11 protein-coding genes are annotated in these 12335 nt (G+C 64.7%); 1 reads left to right on the top strand and 10 read right to left on the bottom strand.

The genetic code is table 11. The features are described from left to right. Nucleotides 1–2 precede the first annotated feature (2 nt). The 4 genes from VF617_RS06035 to VF617_RS06020 form a co-directional block, all read right to left on the bottom strand. On the bottom strand, nt 3–1022 hold the full coding sequence (locus VF617_RS06035; protein ID WP_331014020.1) for an alpha-ketoacid dehydrogenase subunit beta: 1020 nt from the start codon (nt 1020–1022) through the stop codon (nt 3–5). A gap of 32 nt (nt 1023–1054) precedes the next feature. Continuing rightward, nucleotides 1055–2326, bottom strand: a complete 1272-nt coding sequence (locus VF617_RS06030; protein WP_331014019.1) for a 3-methyl-2-oxobutanoate dehydrogenase (2-methylpropanoyl-transferring) subunit alpha — start codon at nt 2324–2326, stop codon at nt 1055–1057. Between the two features lie 142 nt (nt 2327–2468). Beyond that, on the bottom strand, nt 2469–4610 hold the full coding sequence (locus tag VF617_RS06025) for a M3 family metallopeptidase (protein ID WP_331013963.1): 2142 nt from the start codon (nt 4608–4610) through the stop codon (nt 2469–2471). 349 nt (nt 4611–4959) lie between these two features. Beyond that, entirely contained in the window at nt 4960–5967 is a 1008-nt protein-coding gene (locus VF617_RS06020) for a fumarylacetoacetate hydrolase family protein (protein WP_331013962.1), read from the bottom strand. A 109-nt stretch (nt 5968–6076) separates the two neighbouring features. On the opposite strand from VF617_RS06020, the gene VF617_RS06015 reads away from it, so the two are divergent. Continuing rightward, a complete protein-coding gene (locus VF617_RS06015) occupies nt 6077–7366 on the top strand; it encodes an adenylosuccinate synthase (protein WP_331013961.1) in 1290 nt (429 codons plus the stop codon). Nucleotides 7367–7402: 36 nt separating this feature from the next. On the opposite strand, the gene VF617_RS06010 is transcribed toward VF617_RS06015, so the two are convergent. The 6 genes from VF617_RS06010 to VF617_RS05985 all read right to left on the bottom strand — a co-directional run bounded on the left by VF617_RS06010 (nt 7403) and on the right by VF617_RS05985 (nt 12268). Continuing rightward, nucleotides 7403–7852: a hypothetical protein gene (locus tag VF617_RS06010; RefSeq protein ID WP_331013960.1), complete on the bottom strand. Its 450-nt coding sequence runs from the start codon at nt 7850–7852 to the stop codon at nt 7403–7405. A gap of 135 nt (nt 7853–7987) precedes the next feature. After that, entirely contained in the window at nt 7988–9055 is a 1068-nt protein-coding gene (gene aroC, locus VF617_RS06005) for a chorismate synthase (protein ID WP_331013959.1), read from the bottom strand. Continuing rightward, nucleotides 9056–9475 carry an endonuclease domain-containing protein gene (locus VF617_RS06000; protein ID WP_331013958.1) on the bottom strand — a complete coding sequence of 140 codons (420 nt, stop codon included), beginning with the start codon at nt 9473–9475 and terminating at the stop codon, nt 9056–9058. A gap of 64 nt (nt 9476–9539) precedes the next feature. After that, on the bottom strand, nt 9540–10343 hold the full coding sequence (gene fabI / locus VF617_RS05995) for an enoyl-ACP reductase FabI (RefSeq protein ID WP_331013957.1): 804 nt from the start codon (nt 10341–10343) through the stop codon (nt 9540–9542). Beyond that, nucleotides 10340–11329: a YihY/virulence factor BrkB family protein gene (locus VF617_RS05990; RefSeq protein ID WP_331013956.1), complete on the bottom strand. Its 990-nt coding sequence runs from the start codon at nt 11327–11329 to the stop codon at nt 10340–10342. Before VF617_RS05990 ends, fabI begins: the two co-directional genes overlap by 4 nt. Nucleotides 11330–11335: 6 nt before the next feature. Beyond that, nucleotides 11336–12268: a DnaJ C-terminal domain-containing protein gene (locus VF617_RS05985; RefSeq protein WP_331013955.1), complete on the bottom strand. Its 933-nt coding sequence runs from the start codon at nt 12266–12268 to the stop codon at nt 11336–11338. Nucleotides 12269–12335 lie beyond the last annotated feature (67 nt).

Below are 12335 nucleotides of genomic sequence, written 5' to 3'. Positions count from 1 at the left end.
GGTCAGTCCTTCAGGAGTTTCTTGAGCGCAGTGCCGATGCGCACCGGGCCGGGGAAATAGGCCCATTCCAGGCTGTGGGGATAGGGCGTGTCGAAGCCTGTGACGCGCTCGATCGGCGCTTCGAGATGATAGAAGCAGCGCTCCTGCACGAGCGTGGCCAGCTCGGCGCCGAAGCCCCCGGTGCGCGTCGCCTCATGGACGATCAGGCAGCGCCCGGTCTTCTTGACCGACGCTTCGATCGCCTCGATGTCGAGCGGCACCAAGGTGCGCAAGTCGATGATCTCGGCGTCGAGCCCGCCGAATTCCGGGCCCAGTTCGTCGATCGTGCTGGTAACGACGTGCACCATCGTGCCGTAGCACAGGATCGTCACGTCGTTGCCGGGGCGCACGACCGCCGCCTTGCCGAGATCGACGCGGTAATAGCCCGCGGGCACTTCGCCGCCGGGGTGAGCGGCCCAGGTCTTGGCAGGGCGATCGTAATGGCCGTGGAACGGGCCGTTATAGATGCGCTTGGGCTCGAAGAAGATCGTCGGATCATTGTCTTCGATCGAAGCGATCAGCAGCCCCTTTGCGTCATAGGGAGTCGAGGGGATCACGGTCTTTATGCCGGAAATATGCGTGAAGATGCCCTCGGGGGACTGGGAGTGCGTCTGCCCGCCGAAAATGCCGCCCCCAAAGGGCGAGCGCACCGTGATCGGCGAAATGAATTCGCCCGCCGAGCGATAGCGAAGCCGCGCGGCTTCGCTGACGAGCTGGTCGAGCGCCGGATAGATATAATCGGCGAACTGTATTTCGGGCACCGGGCGCAGGCCATATGCCCCCATGCCGACCGCGACGCCGATGATCCCGATCTCGGTGATCGGCGTGTCGAACACGCGGGTCTTGCCGTATTTGGCCTGGAGGCCCGCCGTGGCGCGAAAGACGCCGCCGAAATAGCCGACATCCTCGCCCATCACGATCACGTTCGGATCGCGCGCCATCATCACGTCCATCGCCGAATTGATCGCCTGGATCATGTTCATGCGGACATTGCCTTCCGCGGGCGCGTCGTCGCTCACAGGCCCGCCGCCTTCTGCTCGTCGAGCATTTGCTGGCACTGCTCCTTCAAATGCCAGGGCATTTCCTCGAACACACCTTCGAACATCGTCTCGAACGGCTGGTGCATCCCGTGGCCGAGCACGCCTTCTTTCTCGGCTTCCTTCTGCGCGGCCTTCACCGTTTCGGCGAGCTCGAGATCCTGCGCCGCGTGGCGCGCTTCATCCCATTCGCCGATGGCGATCAGATGCTGCTTGAACCGCTGGATCGGATCGCCGAGCGGCCACGATGTCGGCTCGCCGGCCGAGCGATATTGGGTGGGGTCGTCCGACGTGGAATGGCCTTCGGCTCGATAGGTGAAATGCTCGATGAGCGTTGGGCCCTGATTGGTACGCGCACGCTCGGCGGCCCATTGGGTAGCCGCATAGACCGCGAGGATATCATTGCCGTCCACCCGCAGCCCGGCGATGCCATAGCCGATCGCGCGCGCCGCGAAGGTCGTTGCCTCTGCCCCGGCAAAGCCCGAAAAGGACGAGATCGCCCATTGATTGTTGACGACATTGAAGATCACCGGCGCGCGGTAGACCGTCGCGAAGGTGAGCGCCGAGTGGAAATCCCCCTCCGCGGTGGACCCCTCGCCGCACCAGGTCGCGGCGATGCGGCTGTCGCCCTTGGCCGCGCTCGCCATCGCCCAGCCAACCGCCTGGGGATATTGCGTGGTGAGATTGCCCGAGATCGAGAAGAAGCTCGCTTCGCGCACCGAATACATGATCGGCAGCTGGCGGCCCTGGAGCCGATCGCCCTTGTTGGAATAGATCTGGTTCATCATGTCGACGAGGCTCCAGCCGCGCGTGATGAGAATCCCCTGCTGGCGATAGGAGGGGAAGCACATGTCGTCATACGCCAGCGCCGATGCCGCGCCGGCCGCGACCGCCTCTTCGCCGGTGGACTTCATGTAGAAGCTGGTCTTGCCTTGGCGCTGGGCGCGGAACATCCGCTCGTCGAAGGCGCGGACCAGCGCCATCGAGCGCAGCATCTTGCGGAGGGTGTCCGGGTCCAGCTTGGGATTCCACGGGCCTACCGCGCGGCCCTCCTCGTCGAGCACGCGGACCAGCGAATAGGAAAGTTCGTGGAAGCTGTCGGCCCGGTCGGCGGTATCGGGCCGCCGTGCCGATCCGGCGGGCGGCACATCGACATCGCTGAAATCGACTTCGTCGCCGGGGCGGAATTTGGGTTCCGGCACGTGCAGCGAAAGTGGCGGCAGATTGGAGCGGTCGCGCTCGATTCCCATGGGCTCTCCGAACAATATCTCCGCATCGTGAACGCGCGGGACTCGCATTTGGAGCCTTGTTATAAAATTTCAAAGGCCAGCGCAACAAGGTCAGTGATGCTGACCTGAAACCAGTGATTCCTCTCCCGGCACGGGAGGGTTTTCAAGTGACCGGAAACCCCCGCCGCTTGAACAGCGCCTTCACATCCGGATCGCGGCCTCTAAACGCGCGATAAGCTTCCTTCCGGTCGGTCTCGTTGCCGGTGGACAGCAGAGTCTCGCGGAAACGATCGGCGGTCTTCCTGTCCCAGGCATTGCCCGTATCGGTGAACGCGGCCCAGGTGTCGGCGTCCATCGTCTCGGACCAGAGATAGGAATAATAGCCCGCCGAATAAGCGTCGCTCGCAAAGAGATGGTTGAACTGGGGCAGGCGGTGACGCAGCGCGATCTCGCGCGGCATGCCGATCGCGGCGAGCGCTTCCTTCTCGAATGCGGCGATATCCGTCACCGGTATCTCGCGATCGTGCAGCTGCATGTCGAGGATCGCGCAGGCGAGATATTCGACCGTGATGAAGCCCTGGTTGAACGTCGCGGACTTCTCGATCTTGTCGACCAGCGCCGCGGGGATCGGCTCGCCGGTCTTGTAATGCCTGGCATAGCGATCGAGCACGTCGCGGGTGAGCAGCCAATTCTCGTTCACCTGGCTCGGATATTCCACGAAGTCGCGCGGCGTGCCCGAAAGCCCCGGATAAGTCACGTTCTGTAGCAGGCTGTGCAATGCGTGGCCGAATTCGTGGAAGAGCGTGCGCGCATCCTCGCGGCTGATCAGCGTGAGCTCGCCCGCGCCGCCCTTGACGAAATTGTTGTTGTTCGACGCCAGCACGTTGCGGTGGCCGCCCAGTTCCTGCTGCCCGCGATAGCGCGTCGCCCATGCGCCCGAGCGCTTGCCCGTGCGGGCATAATTATCGGCATAGAAAATGCCGACATGCTTGCCGTTATTGCGGTTGGTGACCTCATAAGTGCGCACTTCGGGATCGAAGACGGGCACGTCCGTCACTTGCTTGAAATCGAGATCATAGAGCCGGCCCGCGGCGTAGAACGACGCCTGCTGCATGTTGCGCAGTTCGAAATACGGCTTCACTTCGCCTTCGTTCAGATCGTATTTCGCCTTGCGGACCTTCTCGGCATAGAAGCGATAGTCCCAGGGCTCGATCCTGATTCCCGCCCCTTCCTTGTCGGCGACCGCCTGCATGTCGGCGACTTCCTCGATCACGCGGGCGCGCGCCGCGGGCCACACGGCCATCATCAGCTTCATCGCATTGGCCGGGGTCTCGGCCATGGTGTCGTCCATGCGGAAGGCGGCGTGGTTCTTGAAGCCGAGCAGCGTCGCGCGCTGCTGGCGAAGCTTGAGGATCTCGGCGACGAGCGCCTTGGTGTCGTTGGCGTCTCCATTGTCGCCCCGCCCGACGAATGCGCGCCAGACCTTCTCGCGAAGCGCGCGGTTGGTGGAATTGGTGAGGAAGGGGTCGATGGCCGAGCGCGTGTTGACCACGGCCCATTTTCCCGGAAGCTTGCGCTCCTCGGCGGCCGCCTTGAGCGAAGCGGTGTAGCTTTCGGGAAGCCCCGCCAGATCGCCCGCATCGAGCACGATCCAGGTCTCTTCGTCCGTCAGCACCTTGCGGCTGAAATCGGCATAAGCGGTCGAGAGCGCCTGGTTTAGCCGGCTGACTTCGGCGCGCTCGGCATCCGACAGCGCCGCGCCGCGGCGGACGAAGCCGCGATAGGAGCGGGTGAGCAGCCGCAATTGTTGCGCATCGAGCTTTTCCGAGGCGCGATTGTCGTATGCCGCCTTCACCTTCGCGAAAAGCTTGGGATCGAGGAACAGCTCGTCATAGAATTTGGTGAGCCTGGGGCTCCACTCGCGATTGATCGCCTGGACTTCCTTGGTCGCGAGGTTGGAGACATAGACGCCCCAGGCCGATTGCACCCGGTCCATCGTCTCCCCGGCGCTTTCCATCGGAAGGATGACGGTTTTGAAGCTTGGCCTGGCCCTGGAATCGCGGACCGCGACTATGTCCCTGCGCAGCTCCCCCATCGCGACTTCGAATGCGGGCGGGAACATCGCGGGCGCGAACTTGTCCCAGGGCGGCACTCCGCCATAGGCGCCGGGCCAGGGCTTGAGGAGCGGCGAAGCGTCGATCGACGCGGCGGCTTGGGCATGCGCCATCAGCCCGCCGAGAAAGGGCGTGGAGAGGAGGCTGGCCGAGCCGAGAAAGGCATGGCGGCGGGAAAGGCGGGGACCCATCGGGTGCTGCTCCGTGATAGTGAGATAAGGCACCTTAGGGTCTGTGAGATGAATGACAATTGACTCTTTGGCTAAGTGGAACCGCCCGCATCCACATCGCCACGAAACGTGGCTGATCTGGAATATCTCGCCTACCGCCCTGCGCCGCGAGCCGGCCGAGGCCAACGACACGATGAGGTCGGGCAATGCCGGCAGGGCCGCGAGTGGCGCCGCCGTCGCGACCCCGCTTCCACGGGCCTACCCCTTGATCAGCGGATCGATCCGGGCACGGAGCGCCGGACCGTATTCGTGGTCGGTCGCCATCACGAACAGCAGGCGACGGCCGCCGGCCGCAAGGATCAAGGCGTGCTCAACCCGCCACCACATTCTGCTCGATCACCCCGAAGATCGGGTGGTGCCTGTCGTCTTCCGCCCAGATCCGCACGGTGTCGCCGGTCTTCAGGAACGGGGTCTCGGGCTTGCCGCGCAGGATCGTCTCGACGGTGCGAAGCTCGGCGAGGCACGAATAGCCCACACCGCCTTCCGCGATCGGCTTGCCCGGCCCGCCGTCCGAATCGCGGTTCGAGACGGTGCCCGAGCCGATGATCGTGCCCGCGCCCAACTTTCGCGTCTTGGCCGCGTGCGCGATTAGGACTCCGAAATCGAAGGTCATGTCTTCGGCTGCCTCCGCGCGGCCGAAGGGCTTGCCGTTCAGATCGACCATCAGCTTGCGATGGAGCTTTCCGTCCCTCCACCAATCGCCCAGCGCATCGGGCGTGACGAACACCGGCGAGAATGCGCTGGCGGGCTTGGACTGGAAGAAGCCGAAGCCCTTGGCGAGCTCGCCCGGGATAAGATTGCGCAGCGAGACATCGTTGGTGAGGCCGACCAGCCGAACCGCCGCTAGCGCCTCCTCGCGCGATGCACCGAGCGGCACGTCTCCGGTGACGACCACGACTTCGGCCTCGAGATCGCAGCCCCAGCTTTCGTCCGCCAGCGGGATCGAGTCACGCGGGCCCAGAAAGCCATCCGATCCCCCCTGATACATAAGCGGATCATGCCAGAAGGTCTCGGGCATCTCGGCCGCGCGCGCCTGGCGCACCAGGGCGACATGATTCACATAGGCCGAGCCGTCCGCCCATTGATAGGCGCGCGGCAGCGGCGCGGCGGCCAGCCGCTCGTGGAAACGCTCGCGGGGGATCGCCTCATGATCGAGATCGGTCTGAAGATTGCGCAGGTCGCCTTCGACGTGCTCCCAATCGTCGAGCGCCGCCTGCAGCGTCGGCGCGATCATGCTGGCGCTCGCATACCAGGCGAGGTCGCTCGATACGACCACGAGCTTGCCGTCGCGTCCGTGCTTCAGGCTGGCCAATTTCATGCTGCTCTCCTCTTCGCATCATCCATAGCTGGGCTTTCGGCCAAGTCGAGTTGAGTTGCTGGACGCCCGCGCTTTGGGCGATTAGGGCGCGCCCGAAAGGAACTCGACTTTGGCCAATGTCGCAGTGATCGGCGCCCAATGGGGCGATGAGGGCAAGGGCAAGATCGTCGATTGGCTCGCCGAGCGCGCCGACATGGTCGTGCGTTTCCAGGGCGGGCACAATGCCGGGCACACGCTCGTCGTGCGCGACAAGGTCTACAAGCTCTCGCTTTTGCCATCGGGCATCGTGCGCGGCACGCCGAGCATCATCGGCAATGGCGTGGTGCTCGATCCTTGGCACTTGAAGTCCGAAGTCGAGAAATTGCGCGGCCAGGGCGTGGATGTGACCCCCGCCACGCTCAAGATCGCCGACACCTGCCCCCTGATCCTTCCGTTCCACCGCGACCTCGACGCGCTGCGCGAGGACGCCAGCGGCGCGGGCAAGATCGGCACGACGCGGCGTGGGATCGGCCCGGCTTATGAAGACAAGGTCGGCAGGCGCGCGATCCGCGTGTGCGATCTCGCGCATCTCGATGATCTCGGCCCGCAGCTCGATCGCCTCTGCGCGCATCATGACGCACTGCGCGCCGGTTTTGGCGAGCCGCCCGTGGACCGTGCGGTGCTGATCGCCGAACTCAAGGAAATCGCAGGCTTCGTATTGCCCTTCGCCGAGCCGGTGTGGCGGACGCTGCAAGAGGCGCGATCGCGTGGGCGGCGAATCCTGTTCGAGGGCGCGCAGGGCGTGCTGCTCGACATCGATCACGGCACTTATCCCTTCGTCACTTCGTCCAACACCGTGGCGGGCACGGCAGCGGCGGGAAGCGGGCTTGGCCCGGGGGCTGTCGGCTTCGTGCTGGGGATCGCCAAGGCTTATACTACGCGCGTCGGCTCCGGCCCCTTCCCCACCGAGCAGGACAATGAAGTGGGCGAGCGACTGGGCACGCGCGGACACGAATTCGGCACGGTCACTGGGCGCAAGCGCCGCTGCGGCTGGCTCGATGCCGTCCTGCTGCGCCAATCGGCGGCGGTATCGGGAATCACCGGGATCGCGCTAACCAAGATCGATGTGCTGGACGGATTTGAGGAAGTGGCGATCTGCACCGGATACCGGCTGCGCGGCGAAACGCTCGATTATTATCCGTCCAACGCCGCCGACCAGGCGGCAGTCGAGCCGGTCTATGAGACGATGCCCGGCTGGTCCGAATCGACCGCCGGCGCGCGGAGCTGGGCGGAATTGCCTGCCCAGGCGATCAAGTATATCCGGCGGATCGAGGAGCTGATCCAATGCCCGGTGGCGTTGGTTTCGACCAGTCCCCAGCGTGACGACACTATTTTGGTCCGCGATCCTTTTGCGGATTGATGCGGCGGCCGCGACGCGCGGCCGCCGCACTTGCGCTTATTGCGGTGGAGTCGTGCCGCCCGTGGTGCCGGATCCCGTGCTGCTCGGGGTACCAGGCGCGGTGTCCGGATTGGTCGTGGAGGTCCCGGTTGAATCGCTTCCCGTCGTACCCGAGCCGGTTGTCGATCCGGGGGTGCAGTCCGTCATCGAGCCACGATTGTTGGCCGGGCCGTTCGTCGTGCCCCTCGTGCTTCCCGTCGAGCCGGTGGTGCCGGCGGTGGAATCCCGTGGACCCCGCGCACAGGCTTCGCCGCGCGCGCTGCGGCGATCACTGTTGTTGGTCGTGGTCGGGCGGTCCTGATCGCTGCGCGTTCCTGGGTTCATGCTCTGGCCGCTTTGCGTGCTGGTCTGGCCAGTCCCGGTTGTCCCGGTGCCGGGCGCGGTTTGCGCGGTCACGATCATCGGCAACAGCAATCCGCATGCCGCCAGCGCTCCAAACTTACGCATGTTAATTCTCCTGCATGTTCAATGGGATGCGGGAACGACAGCCGATGACAGAGGTTCCCCCCGCTTCGCGGAACGCAATCACTTGAGCGCGCGAAAGCCTCCGCCCGCGGCGCAGTGCTGATCTGGATCAGCGATTCAACCGATCTGTGCCCTGTGCAGCAGCTTCTGGTCAGCCAATACCAAAGCGACCATCGCCTCCACCACCGGCGCGCCGCGAATGCCTACGCAGGGGTCGTGGCGGCCCTTTGTCATGATCTCGGCCGCCTTGCCCTCGCGGGTGATCGTCTCGACCGGCGTCAGGATCGAACTGGTCGGCTTGAACGCGACGCGGACCTTCAGCGGTTGGCCGGTGGAGATGCCCCCCGCGATTCCGCCGGCATGGTTGGCCAGAAACTCCGGATGGTTCGTGCCGGGGCGCATGGCATCGGCATTCTCTTCGCCCGATAATGCCGCCGCGCCAAAGCCGTCGCCGATCTCCACGCCCTTGACCGCGTTGATCGACATGCAAGCGCTCGCCAGTTCGCTGTCGAGCTTGGCGTAGATCGGAGCGCCCCAGCCGGCGGGCGCGCCGGTCGCTTCGCACGCGATCACCGCGCCCAGCGACGACCCCGCCTTGCGCGCCGCATCGACCAGCGCTTCCCACCGCATCGCCGCGGCGGCATCGGGGCAGAAAAACGGATTGCGCCCGATCTCGGCGACATCGAAATTGTCGGGATCAATCGCATCCCCGCCGATCGCCTCCACCCAGGCAGTGATCTTCACTTCGGGAATAACCAGCCGCGCAACCGCCCCCGCCGCCACCCGCGCGGCAGTCTCACGCGCCGAAGAGCGTCCGCCACCGCGATAGTCGCGAAAGCCGTATTTAGCGTCATAGGCATAATCGGCATGGCCGGGGCGATAGGCACTGGCGACTTCGGAATAGTCCTTCGAGCGCTGATCCATATTCTCGATCATCAGGCTGATCGGCGTGCCGGTCGTCCTGCCTTCGAACACGCCCGAGAGGATGCGGACCTGGTCGGGCTCCTGCCGCTGCGTCGTGAAACGCGAGGTGCCCGGGCGGCGCTTGTCGAGGAAGGGCTGGATATCGGCTTCACTGAGCGCCAGTCCGGGAGGGCATCCGTCGACGACGGCGCCGAGCGCGGGCCCGTGCGATTCCCCCCAGGTGGTGAAGCGGAAAACGCGGCCGAAGGTGTTGAACGACATCTACCCCTCTCCCCTCTGGGGGAGAGGGAGGGGCCCATCGCGCAGCGATGGGAGGGTGAGGGTCAGTGTGTCGCGTATTGCCGCAGCCACACCATCAAGATTGGTGATCACCTCGTGGTTCGTAAACCGAAGCACTCGATATCCCTCGCGTTCTAAAAAGGCCGTCCGGAGCGCATCCTTTGTTTTTCCGTCTTCGTCAAAGTGGGTGTCTCCGTCGGCCTCGACGACGAGCCGCGCTTCGTGACAGACGAGATCGCCCAAATAAGGGCCAAGCCGTTGCTCTCTGCGAAATTTGTGAACGTCCAGCCTTGAGCCGCGCAGGAGCGACCATAAAGCCTGTTCAGCGGGCGTCGGCTTCTTCCGCCTCTCCCGCGCCCGTTCGACCGAGCCATCGCCTTCGGTGTAGCGCGTTCTTCTCACGGACCCTCACCCTTCCCACGCCTTCGGCGCGGGCCCCTTCCCTCTCCCCCGACGGGAGAGGGAGTCACGCCAAAGCAACATCCGGCGCGTCTTCGGCCTTCATGCCGATGACGTGATACCCCGCATCGACATGGTGCGTTTCGCCCGTTACCCCACTGGCCAGATCGCTGCACAGATACAGCCCCGCGCCGCCGACATCCTCGATCGTCACGTTACGCTTCAAGGGCGCGTTCAGCTCGTTCCATTTCAGGATCAGGCGGAAATCGCCGATGCCGCTTGCCGCCAGCGTCTTGATCGGGCCCGCTGAGATCGCATTCACCCGGATATTGTCGCGGCCCAGATCGACCGCGAGATATTGCACGCTGGTCTCGAGCGCGGCCTTGGCGACGCCCATCACATTGTAATGCGGGATCACCTTTTCGGCGCCGTAATAGCTGAGCGTCACCAGCGAGCCGCCATTGGGCATCATCGCCGCCGCGCGCTTGCACACTGCGACGAACGAATAGACCGAGATGTTCATCGTCATCAGGAAATTGTCGAGGCTGGTATCGACATAGCCGCCGCGCAGCTCGTTCTTGTCGGAAAAGCCGATTGCGTGGACGACGAAGTCGATCGTCGGCCAGCGTGCGGCCAGCGTCTCGAAGCTCTTGTCGAGCTCTTCCATATTGGCGACGTCACAATCGATCAGGAAATCGCTGCCCAGTTGCTCGGCGAGCGGGCGCACGCGCTTTTCGAGCGCCTCGCCCTGATAGCTGAACGCCAGTTCGGCGCCGTGCTCGGCCAGCTTCTGGGCAATCCCCCATGCGAGCGAACGGTCGTTGGCGAGGCCCATGATCAGCCCGCGCTTTCCCTGCATCAATCCGGTCACGCGCTTCCCTCCGTCTGCTGCGCCTCCTCTACTCCGTCTCGCGGCACTTCCGCCAGCGCCGCGTTGAGTTGGGCGCCGATCACCACGCCCAGGCCGATGATGAAGAAGAAGATCAGCGCGATCATCACGCCCGCGAGACTGCCATAGGTCAAGTCATAGCCCCCGAGCGAGGACAGGACCACGGGCAGCAAGGCCGTGGTCCCCAACCACCAGCCGGCGACCAAAGCCGCGCCGGGCCATTTGGGGCATTTGGTCTTGCGGTATTTGGCGGGAGTGAGCGAATAGAACAGGATGTAGAGCGCACCGAACAGGGCGATTGCCGGGGCGATCCGGCTCAGTGAGACGATCTTCTGGGCATTGCTGGCGAAGGGGAACATCCGGTAGATGAATTGCTCAACGCCGGTGAGGATCACCTGAAAGCTGAACGCCGTCATGGCGAGGATCACCGCGCCGACGATCATCCCGATCGCGCCCAGGCGATAGCGCCAGAAGGGCGTCGAGGACTGGGTGCCGTAAGCCTGGCGCAGAATCGCGCGCAGCGTCTCGATGAAGCCGGCGGTCGTCCACAGCCCGACGAGCGCGCCGAACCAGAGCAAGCTGCCCGAGCGGGCCTCAAGCACGTCGCGCACCGGCTGGGCGAGCAAAGTCGCGACGTCGGAAGGAACCGTGCGCAGGAAGGCATTCAATGCGACGAGCGTATCCTCGCGCCGGCCCACCAGTCGCGCGATCGCGGCGGTTACGATGAAGAATGGAAACAGCGTGACCAGCGACAGGTAAGCGAGGTTGCCGGCATGCGTGAAGCCCTCGGTATAGGTGCCGATGCCCACGCGCTTGAGGATTACCAACATGCGCTTGCTGATGCCGAGATCGCCGAGGCGCTCGCCAAAGCCCTTGCGCCGCGCCTCGGGCGATTCGGGCGAAATTCCGGGCGGCGCGGGCGCGGGCTCGGGAGGGTCGATCAGTGCATCGGGCTCAGCATCGGTCACCGGGCTTTAGACGCCCATCCCGGAGCGGGGGTTCCGCTCGTCGCGCCACTCCTCGACAAAAGCAGCGAGGGCCGCATCGTCGGCCGGCAAATCGATGATCAACGTGACGAGCAGATTGCCCCTTGCCACCGGGGGGCCGCCGCCCTTTTTGTGGAAGCCACGGCCGCTCAGGCGCAGCACCTTGCCCGAACTGGAGCCCTTGGGGACCGTCAGCATCACCGGGCCATCGGGCGTGGGCACGCGCACCGGACCGCCCTGCACCGCTTCGTTGAGCGTAACGGGGAGGTCGAGCCGGATATCGTCGCCCGCACGGGAATAGAAACGATGAGGTTGCACTTCGATCGTGACGATCGCGTCGCCCTTGCCGCCCGGACCATCCTCGCCCTTGCCCGATAGCCTCATCTGGGTGCCGGTCTCCACCCCGGCGGGCAATTTGAGGTCGATCGTCTTGCCGTCGCGCAGCGTGATCCGCTGGGGGCTCAGCTTCGCCGCATCCTCGAAGGATATCGCGAGCCGATAGGCGACATTCGCGCCCTTGGGCGCCGGACGACGGCCAAATCCTCCGGCGAAACCGCCGCCGCCGCGCTGCGCGCCGCCGAACAGCCCTTCGAAAATATCGCCGAAGCCGCCCGAGTCTCCGCCGAAATCATTGGGGCGAAAGCCGCCCTGCGGGCCACCCGGCCCGACACCGCCGCCAAAGCCGAAGGGTGCGGCGGGGTTGCCGTCGCCATCGATCTCGCCGCGATCGAAGCGCGCCCGCTTGTCCTTGTCGGTAAGCAGGTCATAGGCTTGGGTCACCTTGCTGAAACGCTCGGTTGCCTTGGGATTGTCCTTGTTCTTGTCGGGGTGCAGCTCCTTGGCGAGCTTGCGATATGCCTTTTTGATCGCGGCCTCGTCCGCGCCGCGCGGCACTCCCAAAGTTACGTATGGATCGGCCATGTATTCCTCTACAAATCGCGGCTTACATCGGCGCAGAGGTTATTTCGCGCAAGCCCTGTCGCCCACC

It is taken from the genome of Sphingomonas sp. (assembly GCF_036388215.1).
GTDB lineage: Bacteria > Pseudomonadota > Alphaproteobacteria > Sphingomonadales > Sphingomonadaceae > Sphingomonas.
This window is presented reverse-complemented; position numbering and strand designations above follow the sequence as displayed.